12 protein-coding genes and 2 pseudogenes are annotated in these 15655 nt (G+C 54.8%); 4 read left to right on the top strand and 10 right to left on the bottom strand.

Translation table 11 applies throughout. From position 1 onward, the window contains the following. On the top strand, positions 1–348 hold the full coding sequence (locus H7F11_RS12385) for a hypothetical protein (RefSeq protein ID WP_193651239.1): 348 nt from the start codon (positions 1–3) through the stop codon (positions 346–348). Positions 349–369: 21 nt separating this feature from the next. On the opposite strand, the gene cydC is transcribed toward H7F11_RS12385, so the two are convergent. The 5 genes and pseudogenes from cydC to H7F11_RS12360 form a co-directional block, all read right to left on the bottom strand. Then, positions 370–2121, bottom strand: coding sequence for a thiol reductant ABC exporter subunit CydC (gene cydC / locus H7F11_RS12380; RefSeq protein ID WP_193651238.1), 1752 nt, complete (start codon positions 2119–2121; stop codon positions 370–372). Then, positions 2114–3868 (bottom strand): thiol reductant ABC exporter subunit CydD, encoded by a 1755-nt coding sequence (cydD, locus tag H7F11_RS12375; protein ID WP_193651237.1) that lies wholly within the window; start codon positions 3866–3868, stop codon positions 2114–2116. The genes cydC and cydD overlap by 8 nt, the downstream gene beginning before the upstream one ends. 76 nt (positions 3869–3944) lie before the next feature. Beyond that, positions 3945–5072: an FIST C-terminal domain-containing protein gene (locus tag H7F11_RS12370; protein WP_193651236.1), complete on the bottom strand. Its 1128-nt coding sequence runs from the start codon at positions 5070–5072 to the stop codon at positions 3945–3947. Positions 5073–5223: 151 nt separating this feature from the next. Then, positions 5224–5655 (bottom strand): annotated as a pseudogene (gene tnpA, locus H7F11_RS12365) (IS200/IS605 family transposase). Positions 5656–5773: 118 nt separating this feature from the next. Next, positions 5774–6319, bottom strand: a pseudogene (locus H7F11_RS12360) (cytochrome ubiquinol oxidase subunit I); the annotation flags it as partial. 270 nt (positions 6320–6589) lie between these two features. Between H7F11_RS12360 and H7F11_RS17115 the strand changes: the two are divergent. From H7F11_RS17115 to H7F11_RS12345, 3 genes are all read left to right on the top strand, one after another. Beyond that, positions 6590–7222: an SPOR domain-containing protein gene (locus tag H7F11_RS17115; RefSeq protein WP_193649724.1), complete on the top strand. Its 633-nt coding sequence runs from the start codon at positions 6590–6592 to the stop codon at positions 7220–7222. A 63-nt stretch (positions 7223–7285) separates the two neighbouring features. Continuing rightward, positions 7286–7957, top strand: coding sequence for a Crp/Fnr family transcriptional regulator (locus H7F11_RS12350; protein WP_227485474.1), 672 nt, complete (start codon positions 7286–7288; stop codon positions 7955–7957). Between the two features lie 167 nt (positions 7958–8124). Next, positions 8125–8604 carry a hypothetical protein gene (locus H7F11_RS12345; RefSeq protein ID WP_193649722.1) on the top strand — a complete coding sequence of 160 codons (480 nt, stop codon included), beginning with the start codon at positions 8125–8127 and terminating at the stop codon, positions 8602–8604. Between the two features lie 41 nt (positions 8605–8645). On the opposite strand, the gene atpC is transcribed toward H7F11_RS12345, so the two are convergent. Genes atpC through H7F11_RS12320 form a run of 5 tightly spaced genes read right to left on the bottom strand, consistent with a single transcriptional unit; the run spans position 8646 to position 15652 of the window. Beyond that, entirely contained in the window at positions 8646–9161 is a 516-nt protein-coding gene (atpC, locus tag H7F11_RS12340; protein WP_193649721.1) for an ATP synthase F1 subunit epsilon, read from the bottom strand. A gap of 27 nt (positions 9162–9188) precedes the next feature. After that, positions 9189–11498 carry a plasma-membrane proton-efflux P-type ATPase gene (locus H7F11_RS12335; RefSeq protein WP_193649720.1) on the bottom strand — a complete coding sequence of 770 codons (2310 nt, stop codon included), beginning with the start codon at positions 11496–11498 and terminating at the stop codon, positions 9189–9191. A gap of 28 nt (positions 11499–11526) precedes the next feature. Beyond that, entirely contained in the window at positions 11527–12822 is a 1296-nt protein-coding gene (gene eno, locus H7F11_RS12330) for a phosphopyruvate hydratase (RefSeq protein WP_193649719.1), read from the bottom strand. A gap of 14 nt (positions 12823–12836) precedes the next feature. After that, a complete protein-coding gene (gene pyk / locus H7F11_RS12325) occupies positions 12837–14264 on the bottom strand; it encodes a pyruvate kinase (protein ID WP_227485473.1) in 1428 nt (475 codons plus the stop codon). After that, the gene (locus H7F11_RS12320) at positions 14261–15652 is read right to left on the bottom strand and encodes an FAD-dependent oxidoreductase (protein ID WP_193649718.1); all 1392 of its coding nucleotides are present in this window, start codon (positions 15650–15652) and stop codon (positions 14261–14263) included. The genes pyk and H7F11_RS12320 overlap by 4 nt, the downstream gene beginning before the upstream one ends. Positions 15653–15655: the final 3 nt, after the last annotated feature.

The following is a 15655-nucleotide window of genomic DNA, read 5'->3' as shown; positions in this document are numbered from 1 at the left end:
ATGTGGGGGATTGTCGCGGGACTGGTCAGTTATCCTGTATTTTCCTGGTACAGTAAACGCTTTCTGGATGATCAGGGACTGGAATCGGGATTTACGCGTTTGCTGCTGGTATTTCTGGTCGCTACCATTTTGTCATCGGCATTGGGCTATGGGGTATCCTGGCTGACCACGCCTGCTCATACCCGAAGTACCCAGGCCGTTCTGGAAAAAAAGAGTACGGCCATTCTTGGCAAGGAAATCAGTTGCCTGCAGAACCCCAGCAGCTCGGCTTGCCAGTCCGCTGCCCAGCAAGGAAAGGCCCTGGAAAACAAACTACTGGGCAGTCTGAGCGCCGGCAGTCAGCACTAGCGAACCCGGCGGTATACCGCTTTACGCCGACGCCCCGTGCCGAAAAGTGGCGAAATGACTGAGCTGTCCACCCTGTTTCAGCAATTCGGCAAATGTTCCCGACTCCACGACCCGCCCTTCGTCCATGATAAATACCCGATCCATCTGCTCCAGACCAAGCAGTCGGTGGGTAATATAAAGAACCGTGCGGCCTTGCATCAGGGGCTGCAAATCGCGCAGAAATTCCATTTCAGTCAGCGGATCGAGGCCCTCAGTGGGTTCATCCAATACCAGCCAGGGGGCATTTTTGAGGATGGCACGGGCAATGGCCACCCGCCGCCCCTGCCCACCGGACAATTTCACACCACCTTCACCGACAATGGTATCCAGCCCATCCGGCTGACTCCGCACAAAATCATCCAGTTGTGCAGCCGCCAGCGCCGCCCAAAGTTCGTCTTCTTCAGCGTCGCCCTTGGCCACCAGCAAATTATCGCGAATGGTGGTGTGAAACAGATAGGAGCGCTGCGAGACCACCGCAAAATATTCGCGCAGGTCATCGGCAGGAAAGTTTTTCAGTTCATGGCCGCCGAATTGGGCCGAACCACTTTGATAATCATAAAAACGCAGCAACAGATTGGCGATACTGCTTTTTCCGGCCCCCGTAGCCCCCAATATTGCCACCTTGCTGCCGGCAACAATATGGAGATCCAAGCCCGCCAGGGCATCCTGTTGCCCGCCGGGATAGCGCAGATGCAAATCCTTTAGCAGCAAATCAGGCTGTTGCACCTTGGGCGCCGGGCCACTGGCATCGGGAAAGGGCAAGGCGCTGTCTGCCACCGAGAAAATCCGTCGGGCTGCCTGCCGGGTCTGGCCCAGAAACTGAAAAGCCAGAGGCAAGGCGACAATGGCTTCAAAGGAACCCATTACCCCCAAGGCAAACATGGGTAAATCGGAAGGCCCGAGATGGCCGCCGTGGATCAGGGGGATGGCGAGAATCAAAATCACCCAGATCGCCAGATTGCCCATAAAACTCATGCCCGCAGTGCCCAGCCCGCTGATTTGCGCCATTTTCGCCTGTCTCTGCAAAATGGCATCGTTGACCGCACGACTGCGACGCAGGATTTCGGGACCGGCTCCGTAAGTGAGCAACTCGCCCATACCTTGCATGCCGTCTACAATCTGGACCCGATAGTCAGATTGCAAATCCGTCATTTCCGCCCCACTGCGGGCACCCAGGCGTTCAGCTACAAACGGCAGGACCAGACCGGAAACAGCCAGGAACAAAAACAGGGCAATCGCCAGGCGCCAGGAAAAAAAGGCAAAAAAACCGGACATCAGCACAGTAGCCATTCCGGCTACCAGAAATGGCGTAAATACCCGCAAATAAAAATTGTTCAGGGTGTCTATGTCGGCGACCAGACGGGACAGGATGTCTCCTGAGCGATAGCCCTGTAATCCGGCCGGGGCCAGAGGCTCCAGACGGCTGTAAAACCAGCTGCGCAGTTGAGCCAGCAGCCGGAAGGTGGCCTCGTGGGTGATCACCCGCTCCAGCCAGCGGGAAATCACCCGCGTCGTCGCAAAAGCCCGAACTCCGGCAGCGGGCAGGAAAAAATTATATAAATTGAGCGTGGCATAACCACCCAAGCCCGCCAGTGCCGCACTGGCCAGAAACCAACCGGAAAGCGCCAGCAATCCAAAGTTGGACAATATGGTAAGCAGCGCCAGAAAAGCGCCACCCAACATCCAGAACTTATAGGGGAAAAACAGTTTTAAAAGACGAATATAATCAGACATGGGTTTCCCCCCGGTAGGCAGCGACCATACGGGCATACACCCCGCCCGCTGCAAGCAGCTCCTGGTGGCTTCCACTTTCGGCCACCCGGCCTGCATCCATGACAATAATATGATCAGCCCGTTCTGCCGTGGCCAGACGATGGGCGATGACTATCGCTGTGCGCCCTGTAATTAACTTTTGCATGGCATCCAGCACCAGTGATTCATTTTCCATATCGAGATTGGCAGTGGCTTCATCCAGTATGAAAAGTGGCGGATTTTTAAGAAAAGCCCGCGCCAGCGCTATGCGCTGGATTTGCCCACCAGAAAGCCCCTGGCCTAAATCACCAATCATCGTCTCAAAACCATCAGGCAGGTTTTCAATGAACTCCAGTGCGTGGGCATTTTGCGCAGCTTCGCGCAGTGCAGTCAGATCTGCATCCGGTCGGCCGATCCGGATATTATCCCCCAGACTGCCATGGAAAAGACGGGGATTTTGCGGCACCCAGGCCAGTTGCTTCCACCAGAGTTCCGGCTCTATGGCATTCAGCGGCATCTGCCCATTGACGAGAATGTCGCCCTCACTGGCTTGCACAAAACCCAGCAAGGCACTGGCCAGGGTGCTTTTTCCGGCACCGCTGGCCCCCACCAAAGCGGTGACTTTACCCGCCGGAAACTCGGCATTCACGCCCTCCAGTGCGCTGCGTCCCGCTTCATAGGAAAAATGCAGATTGCGCACCGACAGACTGATTTCAGTAGAAGGCGAATATTCCACAGCCTGCTGGGGCTTTTCCGGCAATGGCATGTCCAGTATTTCGAAAATTCTTTTGGCAGCCGCTATGGCGCTCATGCGGGCATGATAGTGGGTCGATAACCCCCGCAGCGGATTAAAATACTCCGGTGCCAGGAGCAGGACGAAAAAGGCGGTAAAAAAGGTGACTGAGGCATGGACCTGCAGCAGTCTGGCGCCCAGCGAGACCGCCACCAGGGCGATGGAAAGGCTGGCAAAAAACTCCAGCACGGCCGAGGTCAGAAAGGCAACGCGCAGACCCGCCATGGTGCTGCGTCGGTAGTCGTCAGAAATTCTGGCCACAATTTCGATTTCATCTTTGGCGCGACCAAAAATCTTGAGTGTGGTCAGACCTTGCACCACATCCAGGAAATGCGCGCTCATCAACAGCATTTTTCGCCACTGACGCTGGTTAACCGCTTCGGCCGCATAACCTACCAACACCATGAAAAAAGGAACCAGAGGGCCGGTTATCAGCAATATCAAACCGCTGATCCAGTCTTCGGGAAATACCACCATCAAAATAGCCAGAGGTATCAGGCTCACCAGAGCCATTTGCGGTAAATAACGGGAAAAGTAAGGCTCCAAAGCCTCCACACCTTCGATCATGGTGCTGGCGATATCAGCGCTGCGTTCGCCGGCAATGGCCACCGGCCCCAGTTGCAAAAGGTGCTTCAGCAACTGTTCGCGCAAATAGGTTTTGATGCGGGCACTGGCCCGAAAAGCCACGAGCTCCCCCGCCCAGGATAAAGCGGCACGCAGGACAAAAAGCCCCAGCAAAGCCCAAAGTAGTGGCATTACGGCTGCGAGACTGAGGCCCTGGAATGACACGCCGTTGATAATATGGGCGAGAATAAAAGCCTGGAGGATAATCAGCAGACCAGCCGCCAGCCCCAAGCCTATGCCAAAATACAGGACGCCACGGGTCCGACGTCCTTCCTGCATTAATCGCTGATCAATTCGTTCTGCTTTCGCCATCATCAACCTCTAATATACTGGATGCACTTTAGCACAGCGTCGTACTTTCCTCACCCTGCAGACCGGTATGCAGACCTCAGTCACCCAGAAAAAGCGTCAGCACTCCGGTATAACCGTATATTTTATCATGAGAAATTTCGCCATTCGCAAAAAAACCAACCAGCGGAAAATGGCCTAGTTGCTCCTCAATCAGACGCAACTCCGCAGAATCGGGGCCAAACAGCCCTTCGCCTCTGCCCAGACAGGAAAAATACAAGCCGCCACGAATGTTTCGACCAGCCACCAGTTTCTTCAGGTCTGTCAGCATCCGCAACAAATCTTCCCGGGCCGTAGTGCCATCGCGCTTGCAAAACATCAGCGATTGACCGGATTCCACATATTCACCAATCGCCATCAATTTACGATCCGTGTCCACACCAATCAGATTGCGGACGGTGTAATCGCCGCGATCATCATTGGCTACGGGCAAGGCGACAAAAATAAAACCGGCCGCCTTCTGTAAATCCCGGGCGAGGATCTCCCCAATTTCTTCGTATAACACATCCAGAGCGGGGCGTTTGTCGAGGGTGCCAACAATGTTGCTTTTAGCCTCACCGATTTCATGAAGGGGACCAATGGGACTGCAACCCTGGGAAAGACGGGTGGCAATGGCCACTTTTTCGCTGAAAAGAACACCACTTAAACCACCATGAACCGCTTTATCGGCCAATTGCCCGCCCTTTCCGCGCGTACTGCTGAGTCCGCCAGTGATAAACCCGCTCTGGGTTTTTCCGGCCAGATCCCGCACCAGGTCGGGTAATTCAGGCGTGGCGGTGTCACCATGCACAACGGCAAAATAAGGAGCTGCACCGTTAACCTGGAGCGGCTGGTCGCTCAGGTAGGGTGTCATTCCGGAAAAAATGGATAATTCCGCCTCGGGAATATCCGTGACCATCAATGCCAGAGCGGGTGTATCCAAATATTCCTGACCTGTGGCACAAATTCCAATGCCTACACAACCCGTCCAATGTTTAACATCCAGTTGCTGATTCAGTTGCGCCAGCAATTCAGGCAGGTCTGCTTCAAACAGGTCAGACACATACAAAAAACCCAGGGTTCCGCTTTGGGCCTGACTGCCCGCCATATCCAGTGCAGCCACCAAAGCCACCCGCCAATCTGGATCAGCAGCATGCCCATAAGCAAAAAACGATTCCGGATGATGCATAAAACCCTCCCCGAGCAAGTAAAAATTTCCAATAAAAGTAAATATCTCCCGGCAAAGCCGGGAGCTTTAGTTCGTGAGCCGCTCAAAGCGGCTTAAAACGGGGACGCTAACGCGGCCCCTCAGTTTTGGCGCCACCACTGGGTGGCCCGGATCAACTCCATATGTTCAACTGATCTACTCGTTCATCCTCTTTTTCCTGATGGCGAATATAATCTCGAATCATCGCCTCATCTCTACCCACCGTCGATACAAAATACCCACGCGCCCAAAAATGCTGGCCCACGAAATTACGCTTCCGTTCACCGTAAGTCCGCGCTATATGGATCGCGCTCTTGCCCTTGATGTAACCCACCACACTGGATACTGCGTACTTCGGCGGTATCGAAATCAGCATATGAACATGGTCTACCATCAGATGCCCTTCTTCTATCCGGCTTTCCTTATGCCGGGCCAAAGCCCGAAATACCTCCCCAAGATCATTCCGTAACTGACCGTACAACACCCTACGTCGGCACTTCGGAATAAATACTATGTGATATTTGCACTCTCACTTGCTGTGCCTTAGGCTCAATCCTTCGTCCATCGGTTTCTCCTTCATCGTGTGCTTGGCGGCTCACAACGTCGGTTCTCCGATGGACTCCCCTATATGTCAAACATCTACTGTCACCCCGGCAGAGCCGGGGGATTTCCTATTTTTGGTTAAAGTTCGGGTTAAAAATGGCTTGCCACCAGTTGGTGACCTGAAACAGTCCATCTTTCAGTTGAATTCCGGTGGGAGACTGCATCCAGCCATTGGCGACCAGAATCCACATGGCTGAAAGACTGGATGAAAGGGCCACGTTGAAGGTGGCAAAAGCATGCATGCCCTTGCCGATTTTGCCCCAGCCAAAAATCATCAGGCCAATGAAGCCGGCCTCGTACATGAAGGCGGTGATGGTTTCAAAGCCGAGAATGTTTCCGAAAAAAGGGCCAACAGCCTGGGAGAAAGGGCCGTACAAAATGCCGAAGGCCATTTCCATGGTCACGCCCGTGGCCACACCAGCGCCGAAATTGACGATAAACAGCTTTTCAAAGAAGCGCTGCAGGCGGTACCAGTGTTCATTGCCGGTCTTCAGCCAGGCTACTTCCAGAAAAAATAGCAGCCACGACATGCCAATGGTCACCGGAGTCCAGAGAATATGCATGGAGGTGATGAAGGCAAAATCGAGGCGACTGAGAAGCACGGGTAAAGTGTCTTCAATAATCATAGTTGAATCCTCGTGAACGGTTGTTTTTAGGTGTTGCTGCCTAGGATAAAAGCATCTTTTGTTCCTGACTGATTTGCTCGGGTTATGTTCACATAAAAACATAATCTTATATTATTATTAGATGATTCAACCGCTATTTTTGGTTCATTTCACTCATGATGCACTGGTTCATATCAACCGCAGTGGGTTATATAAACCAGTTTCTTCAAGCTAGGCTTGTGCCGACCAAAATTGTAGTATGGGCATATCTTGGTGAGCTTCGGAGTGCGGGTGAACCGCCAAAAACACATGAAAAATACAGATAATGTCGCCAGACCGACCCGGGAGATGCAGACCGGGCACAAGCGTTTGGGTGTACTGCTTTTCATTATTTTTTTGCTGGTCATTTTGTTGGCTGTGTCCTTTATCTGGAAAAGTGCATTGGTTTCCGAATCCGGGAAAGCCAAAATGACCACTTCAGGTGCCACCAGTGTATTCCTGACCTTGCCGAAAACGCTTGCCGCTACCGGTTCAGCAGTATCCACAGCCAAAACGCTGTTGCTGACTTCGGCAACCAGATCGCCTTCTTTACCGGTGCCTGCCATGTCATCTACAAGTCCTGCCAAAGTTGCAGCAGCCGTTCCCGCATCTGTTAAACCGGTACCCATTCCCCATGCTTGTCAGCGGGCGGGTTGGTATGTGCAACTGGGTGCTTTTGGAAAAGTCACTATGGCGGAGCAATTGCTTCAGGAAGTCGGGAAAGCGGGTGTCAAAGCCTGCGTGGGGACACTTTCCGTCAACCATCTGTTTCGGGTACTGGTAGGGCCACAATCCAGTAAAAGTGATGCGGGATCAGCAGCCATGGGAATTGGCAAAAAATCGGGACAGCAAGGCGCTTATCCGCAGTACTGGGCACCTGAGTAAAGGTGCGGCATATTTTTTCAGGTAGTTATGAACCATAAACGCTCCGATTGTCAGCGATGTCGCATGCGCGCCCAAAGCATTTTTGCCGGATTGACCCCCGAAGAGCTCTGTAGTCTGGGTATGGAAGTAGAGGATATGGAATCCGGGCACGGGGCAGTTCTATATCGGACTGGAGAACCCGCCCGATATGCCTATACCCTGCGGGAAGGTGCAGTAAAGTTGTCAAAATCTCTGGGAAACGGTCAGGAAGTCATCGTTCGTATTCTTCATCATGGCGACCTACTGGGTTTTGAAGGTATGCAGGGCGAGCCTCATCGTCATACGGCCATTGCACTGGCGCCGAGTCAGCTCTGCCGGCTGGATCTGGCAGAACTCCAGCGCTTGTCGGAACGATTACCCAAAGTTCAGGCAGCTATTTTGCAGCGCTGGCAGGACGCTCTGCAAAGCAGTGAAGAGCAGATTGTCGAGTTGGGTGCCAAACGGGCTGAGGCGCGTCTGGCGACTTTTTTGCTGCAATGGTCGCAGCGCTATCCGCAATTGCGCAGTTTGCCTTTCCCGTTGACGCGAACAGATATCGCCGCCTTTCTGGGGCTTTCTACCGAGCATGTCAGTCGGATTATGGCAGATTTCAAGCGTCAGGCATTGATTCAGGAGCAGGGCGGTCAACTGGAAATCTTGAAACCAACAAGTCTTGCACATATTGCTGGCATGCCTGATGCGCATAAATCCGACTAAATCAGTCAAAATTGATTTTTCTCAATGCCGTTCAGCGGTGGCTGCAGGATACTCTCCACTGAGTAAGTTCTGATGAGGTTGTATTCAGCAGATATCAAAAATGATTGATGTAGCCGCCCCGGCAAATCGTCTGGGCGGCGTATAGACTTAACTTTAGGAGTATCCCTATGTTTCCACAACAAAATATGCATGTTGGCATGCGTGGGGCAGGTCGTGATCCTGTCCGGGCTGCCCGTCATCAGCATGACCAGAATGTTTTCCATCGCCTTCTGGCGCTGCACAATGATATTCAGCGTGATCTGGAAATCCTGCCCGATGGGATTCGCTCGCGAACCCGTTCGCACAATCCGGAAGTGGTCACTTTATTGCATGATCACGTCCCTGCCATGAAACAGCGCTTGCACGAAAATTTTGGTCTGCGTTTTTGGGATCCGGCTTTCGCCGAGTTGTTTGCTCAACATGACAAAGTGCATATGGAAGTCAGCCTGCTTCCAGATGGTGTGATGATTGAAGAACGTAGCGATGATCCCAATGTGGTGACCCTGATTCAGGCCCACGGACAAGTGATCAATTTGTTCGTGGCCCATGGTGAACAGCAGGCGCAACAGGAAAGTCCGTTGCCCGCTGAGTATGTCCGGGTTTTATAAGATCGCTCGTTCTGGGCCTGTCAGCGACTCATTCGCAAGATTCAGTCTTCCAGTGCTTGTACATTAATATTCGGGACGCCTTCCAGAGGGGGGCGTTCCCAGTCATATTCCCGCTTTTCATTTCCCGGGCTTGCCTGCTGATATTTTTGAAAGGCCCTGAGCTTGGCCAGTTCACTTTGCAAAGCCAATTCAGCGGCGACAAAATCCATTTCTGAAGCCTTACGCTCTTTCAGGATACGCTCAGCGGCGCTGATACGATTTTGGCTGAGTTTGGGGTCAATATCGCTGACGCGTAGTCCGTTGTTGGCCAGAACCGTCACCATTTCGTGCTGAACTTCTGCCATTCCGCCTTCAATGAAAAGAATTTCCGGCGGTCCTTCAACGGGGGTGATGCGTAACTCGCCAGCCTTGAGAATGCTGATTAACGGTGCATGACCGGCCAAAATGCCCAGTTCACCCAATTCACCGGGCACAACCACAAAAGTGGCTAGACCAGTATAGATTTCGCCATGCACATCGACGATCTGAAGATGAAAATGACGTGACTTTGCGATCATGGTATTTCTGTGCTCCAGATAAAATGCTTAAGCATGCGTCAGTTTTTGTAGCAGAGGAACCTTGATCTGGTCCAGCAACAGCGTGTAGACAACAGTCGCTCCCAGCAGGTAAAGAACCATCATCCAGGGGATAGGGGCCATCAACCAACCCATGATGGCCAGAAAACTGACAATCAGGATGTCTACCAGACTGGCGACGCTGAGGAATGTTCCGGGGCGGGATGCCCAGAGGTGACCGCGCTCGCGGACCAGAAAGACATTGGCGAGGCCCGAAAATACCAGGCCGAGAAAATCCAGGGTCTGGACTGAGGGGGTAGGCAGAAGGAGGCTACGGCCCACGGCATAGACCGCAAATATATAGACGAGCCAGGCGATAGCGACAGCGAGAGAGGAAAAGACCAGGGTCCGGATTGCCCAGCGATCCGGTTGGGGCGAGGGACGGACGTTATCTTCGGCCAGGGACATGGTCACAAAATCGTTGGCAAAGAGCAGCAACAGGACCAGCAGGGGAGTGACCACAAAGCTGCGGAAGAGTAAAAACCCGAGACTCAGGAACAGGGCGACCTGAAAGACCTTGACAATCTTGTTCAGGGTATAGGTGAGCATGCGCTGGTAAACGCGGCGGCCGGTGATGACTGCCTCCAGTACCCCCTGCAGCCCGGGGGTGGTCAGCACAATGCTGGCAGCGGCCTTGGCCACATCGGTGGCGCTTTCCACCGCTACCCCCATTTCCGCCTGCTTGAGTGCGGGGGCGTCATTCACCCCATCACCGGTCATGCCGACAATCCGGCCCTTTTTTTGCAGCCCCTGGACCAGATGAAACTTGTCGGCCGGGAAGACCCCGGCATAAACCCCACAATCTTCGGTGATTTGGTCCCGCGCGCAAACCTGACCGTCAATCCCGAGAGTGCTGGCGACGCTTTGTGCGGTCTGGACGCTGTCTCCCGTGACCATCCGAACCTTCACGCCCAGTTTCTGGAGTTGTTGCACCACGTCCTTGGCATCGGAACGAATAGGGTCTGAGAGAGCCAGCAAGCCCAAAAAGCGGGGCTGGCCATCGGGCCCTGCCGCGACCGCCAGCACCCGTGCGCCGCTGGTGGCTAATTCTGCAGTGCGACTTTCCCAGTCTGCATTCCCACAGAGCTTGGCAATGATTTGCGGGCTGCCCTTCATGACACGCCACAGATTACCATCTTGGGTAAAGGTGCCTTCAGACCGCTTGCTGGTCGGATCAAAAGGCACGAACTGCGCACGGGCTGGCGAACTGATTTGCCTTTTCTCAGCTTCCTGGAGAATGGCCAAATCAATGGGATCCTGGGTAGAACTATCACTGGCCAGGGCGGCCATACGCAGTAAGTCCTCCTCTTTGACATCCGGCCAGGGCTGAAGCTGGCTGAGGCTGAGACAATTCTGAGTGAGGGTGCCGGTTTTATCACTGCACAAATCGTTCATGGCCGCTGCCTCTTCCACGGCGGCCAGGCGGGTCACCAGCACTCCGCGATGAACCAGATGCAGGGAGGCAATGGCGGTGGCGAGGGTGAAGGTGGCGGGCAGGGCGACGGGCACCGAGGCGACCAGCAAAATCAAGGCGAAGGGTAAAATGTTGGCGAGCGGGATTTGTTGCACCATGGCATAGGCGAGAATGGCGAGCACCAGCAGAACGTCCATGGCGACCAGATAGCGGACAATGCTGAGAACCAACTCTTCCAGATGGCTTTTGGCACCCGCGCCACGGACCAGTTCGGCGGTTTTACCGAAATAGCTTTTGGCCCCGGTAGCGGTGACTTCTCCACTGGCCTCCCCGCGTTTTACAATGGAGGCGGAATACAGGGTACTGTCTGCCGTGCAATCCACCGGCATGGATTCTCCGGTCAGTGCGGATTGATCGACCAGAACATTGCCATCTGTCAGGTGCAGATCGGCGGGAACAATATCCCCCACGCGCACATGCACCAGATCACCCGGAACCAGATCGGCGGCCGCCAGAGTCTGCCAGTTGCCATCCCGGCACACCCGGGCCTGGATGAGCAGGCGTTCGCGCAGCAGGGCCAAGGCGTTTTGGGCTTTGCGTTCCTGGCTGAAGCCCAGTATTCCGTTAAAAAGTAAAAGCAGGGCGATGATGATGGCTTCCGGCCACTTGGTCAGCAGCACCTCCAGAACAAAGGTGGCTTCCAGCATCCAGGGAACCGGTGCCCAGAATTTGTGAAGGAACAACAGCCAGGTTTTGGGCGCTTCTTCGACTACGGCATTGGGTCCGTATTGTGTCAGACGTTTTTGCGCCTCGGCACTGCTGAGCCCGCTGCAGGTATGAATGGAAGAACCGGATTCAGGACTCATGACTGCTGTTCCTCGTGTATCAGCTGTTTTATCCACGTACCGGCCGCACAAAAGCCTTTTTACCGGCAAAACTGGCGGCTGTGCCCAGTTCTTCTTCAATCCGCAGTAACTGGTTGTATTTGGCCACCCGTTCACCCCGGGCCGGTGCGCCGGACTTCAGGTGACCGGTGTCCAGGGCCACGGTCAGGTCAGCAATGAAATCATCGGTGGTTTCGCCGGAGCGATGCGAGACGAAAGCCCCCCAGCCGTTAAATTGGGCCAACCGGGCGGCGGCGATGGTCTCCGTCACTGTGCCAATCTGGTTGAGCTTGATCAGCGTTGCATTGGCAATGTTGTCTTCGATGGCCTGAGCAATGATTTTCGGATTGGTGCAGAAAATGTCATCGCCCACCAGTTCGATGCTGCTACCCAGTTTTTCATTGAGTAGCTTCCAGTTTTCCCAGTCGTCTTCGGCCAAACCATCTTCCAGCAGAACCACCGGGTAATTACGGACGATTTCTGCATAATAATCGACCATTTCCGCACTGCTCAGAGCCCGGTTTTCCGTGCGCAGCTGGTATTTTCCGTCTTTGAAGAATTCCGAAGAAGCCGGATCAATGGCGATGCCGCAATCTTTTCCGGGTTCAAATCTGGCACGGCGGATGGCCTCGACAAGCAGGTCATAGGATTCATGATTGGAATCGACGGCGGGGGCAAAGCCGCCTTCGTCACCGACGCCGACGGAAAGATGTTTTTCGAGGAGCAGGGCCTGCAACGCATGGTAGATTTCCGCACCCCAGCGTAGCGATTCGCGGAAGCTGTCAGCCCCATAGGGAACCAGCATGCATTCCTGAAAATCAGCCCCCTGCCAGTGCGCATGGACGCCACCATTCAGCACATTGAAACAGGGCACAGGCAGGCGGGTAGCACCGGGTCCACCCAGGTAAGCATACAGCGGCAGGTCACAATAATCAGCGGCGGCTCGGGCGCAGGCCATGGACACGCCGAGAATCGCATTGGCACCGAGCTTGCTTTTGTTATCCGTGCCATCCAGACCGATCATGGTCTCGTCAATGGCTTTTTGATCGCGCACATCCAGATCCTGCAAGTCGGGAGCAATGATCTCCTCAATGTTCTGAATGACCTGACGGACGCCTTTGCCCCCAAAACGATGGGAGTCGCCATCACGGAGTTCCACCGCCTCCTTGCTGCCGGTGGAAGCCCCCGAGGGAACGGCGGCGCGGGCGTGTTGCCCGTTGCTGAGATAAACTTCCACTTCTACTGTGGGATTACCGCGAGAATCCAGAATTTCGCGGGCGATAATGTCTTCAATCAAGCTGTCCATAAAACACTCTCCTGTTATTGTGGGGCAGAAACATCGAGATGAATGATTTCCAGGCGGTTGGTCCCTCCCGGATGACCCTTGCTGGGGCCTTGCGTCAGTAAAATCAAACCTTTTTCAACAGCGTTAGTGCGCAGCCAGCGACGCGCCGCCTCTTCCCAGCCACTTTCGGGACTCGGCATTTCTATAGGATAGACCCCATAGTGCAGACAGAGGCGCTGACAGGTCGACGAATGGGGACTCATGGCCAGAATCCAGGGTTCAAGCCGAAACCGCGCAATGCGTGCGGCCGTTGTTCCCGTTTCTGTAGGGGTTACTACAAACAAAGGATGCAGCCGTTCGGCGCTGTGCCGGACATTGCTGGCAATAATGGATTCTACGCCGGGCTTGTCATCGAGGTCGATGGAACTCAGAGGATTGAGTTCCGCCCGGTTTTTTTCGGTAACGCGGGCAATTTCAGCCAGCATTTTTACGGCTTCTACCGGAAAATCGCCCATGGCTGATTCTTCCGAGAGCATGATGCAGTCCGTACCATCGAGGATGGCATTGGCCACGTCGGTCACTTCCGCGCGGGTTGGCCGCCGGTTATGTACCATGGACTCCAGCATTTGCGTGGCGGTGATGACGGGTTTACCCACGGCGCGCGTCTTGCGGATCAGGCGTTTCTGGATAATGGCAATTTCCTCGATGGGCACCTCCACCCCTAGATCGCCGCGTGCCACCATGATGGCATCGGTCGCATCGATAATCGCATCAATGTGTTTCCAGGCCCGTGCTCTTTCGATTTTGGCGACCAGAAAAGGATGAAATCCCAGGGCGTTGGCTGCACGGCGGGCGGCGTGCAGGTCTTCGGCGCTTTCCACAAAAGAAACACTCAGACCATCGACCCCGGCCTCCAGGGCAAAGGCCAGTAATTCCCGATCGGCAGCAGTGAGCGCGCCACCCTCCAGATAAACACCCGGCAAATTGACGCCTTTATGGGAAAGCAGCACCCCACCCACGATCACCTGACACAGCACGCCCTGGTGATCATGCTGTTCTACCCGAAGTTCCAGAAAACCGTCATTCAGATAGACCGTATCGCCCTTGACGAGGGGTTTGGCCAGGGGCGGCAGTTCCAGAGGAATGGCCTGCGCCGTCCCCGGAGCACCCGGAGCGAGCAGAACATGATCCCCATGCTTGAGGGTGACCGGAACTGGCAAGCGGCCAATGCGGATTTTCGGGCCGGGCAGATCGGCCAGAATGGCGACGCGATACCCGGTCTTGCGGGCGGCATCGCGGATGCGGGCAATGCGCGCCCGATGTTCATCGGCCGTGCCGTGGGCCAGATTGAGCCGGGCGACATTCATGCCCGCCCGGATCATCTGTTCCAGGACCTTGGGGGCATCAGATGCGGGACCAATGGTGCAGACAATCTTGCTGCGATGCTTGGGGAGCTTCATCATTGGCTGTCATCTACGCAGGGGTGGAGGAGGGCATAATGACGCTGCAGGGCATCCCCGGTTGCGGCAACCAGCGGATGCAGGGAAGGGGTCAGGCGCGGCTGACTGCCAAACTGCATGCTGACCAGATCGGGTGCGGTAGCGTGCATCTGAATGGCGAGACCGATGGTGTTGACCAGTTCCCCGGTGGTGGCACCCCCCAGAACCTGCCCACCCAGAATTTGCAGGGAGTCAGCAGCAAAAATGATACGGCAGAAAATTTCTGTGGTGTTGGGCATGGAGGCCGGATGGTGATCAGGCAGGCGGGCTTCCCCACTTAAAATCGGAAAGCCTTCCTGTTCGGCCTGATGTTGGGTCAAGCCGGCCACACCAAAGGCCAGACCATCAATTTCACTGGCGTAGACGCTCACCGAGCCGGCATTGGCGCGCAACTGACGCAGGCCATACAAATTCATTCCAGCTATGCGACCTTCAGCGGCGGCTTGTGAGGCGATCATGGCATGATTGGCTTTGCGCGTAAAAAAGTCCTGTTTGTGGGCACAGTCACCCACAGCAAAAATATGCGGATCTTCCCGTGTGCGTTGAAAGGCGTCGACCCAGATACCACCAGAGCGGCTCAGGGTCAGGCCCATCGCCTTGGCCAGATCTACCTGTGGACGGGTACCGATGGCAATGAGCACCGCATCAACCTCCAGAGCCTCCTGTCCGGCGATTTGCACTTGGCCTACCCGTTTACCATCGGCACCGGCCACCAGGGCTTCTACCTTGCAGCCGGTATGAATATGGACGCCGTGCTCGCTGAGCTGTTTTTCTACCGCCTTACAGGCATCCAGATCAAAGGCCGCCTGCATCAAATGGGGCAGCATCTCGACAATGTGGACCTCAATACCGCGCTTGCGGATTTCGTCGGCAAATTCCACACCGATGAATCCTCCGCCAATAATCGCCAGCTTTTTGATTTGCGGGATCAGGGTGCTGAACAATTTGTCGAGATAGTCATAATCCTTGTGAATGCTGAAAACGCCTTCCAGTTCTGTACCCGGAATGGGCGGAATGAAGTTCTCCGCGCCGGTCGCCAGAACCAGCCGTTCCCAATGGATGAGGTCACCGTTTTCCAGAGTGGCGGTGCGGGCGTTGCGATCTATGCTGGCGACTTTACCAACCTGGATCCGGCCGCCTGCTGCGAGGAGCGGCGCACGTCCGGCCATGTCTTCTTCGGTGCCTCCCAGGGTACCGAAAATATAGGGAATCCCGCAGGGAATGACAGCGTCCGTCTCGGGGCGCAGCACCAGAACCTTTTTGTGGGGAGAAAACTGGGCGGCGGTCATGCCCGTCATCATTCCGGCGGGACCACCGCCGACAATCAGAATATCCGTTGTACTTTCCGTCATGTC

This window comes from Acidithiobacillus sp. HP-2 (assembly GCF_015100155.1).
Lineage (GTDB): Bacteria > Pseudomonadota > Gammaproteobacteria > Acidithiobacillales > Acidithiobacillaceae > Acidithiobacillus.
The sequence above is the reverse complement of the archived record's forward strand: the minus strand, read 5'-3'. Positions and strand labels throughout refer to the sequence as shown.

Coding starts and splice junctions, on each gene's coding strand:
- H7F11_RS12350 (WP_227485474.1), top strand. CDS start 7,286: ATGCGCGCCCAAAGCATTTTTGCCGGATTGACCCCCGAAGAGCTCTGT.
- H7F11_RS12385 (WP_193651239.1), top strand. CDS start 1: ATGTGGGGGATTGTCGCGGGACTGGTCAGTTATCCTGTATTTTCCTGG.
- cydD (WP_193651237.1), bottom strand. CDS start 3,868: ATGGCGAAAGCAGAACGAATTGATCAGCGATTAATGCAGGAAGGACGT.
- cydC (WP_193651238.1), bottom strand. CDS start 2,121: ATGTCTGATTATATTCGTCTTTTAAAACTGTTTTTCCCCTATAAGTTC.
- H7F11_RS12370 (WP_193651236.1), bottom strand. CDS start 5,072: ATGCATCATCCGGAATCGTTTTTTGCTTATGGGCATGCTGCTGATCCA.
- atpC (WP_193649721.1), bottom strand. CDS start 9,161: ATGATCGCAAAGTCACGTCATTTTCATCTTCAGATCGTCGATGTGCAT.
- H7F11_RS12345 (WP_193649722.1), top strand. CDS start 8,125: ATGTTTCCACAACAAAATATGCATGTTGGCATGCGTGGGGCAGGTCGT.
- H7F11_RS12335 (WP_193649720.1), bottom strand. CDS start 11,498: ATGAGTCCTGAATCCGGTTCTTCCATTCATACCTGCAGCGGGCTCAGC.
- H7F11_RS12320 (WP_193649718.1), bottom strand. CDS start 15,652: ATGACGGAAAGTACAACGGATATTCTGATTGTCGGCGGTGGTCCCGCC.
- eno (WP_193649719.1), bottom strand. CDS start 12,822: ATGGACAGCTTGATTGAAGACATTATCGCCCGCGAAATTCTGGATTCT.
- pyk (WP_227485473.1), bottom strand. CDS start 14,264: ATGATGAAGCTCCCCAAGCATCGCAGCAAGATTGTCTGCACCATTGGT.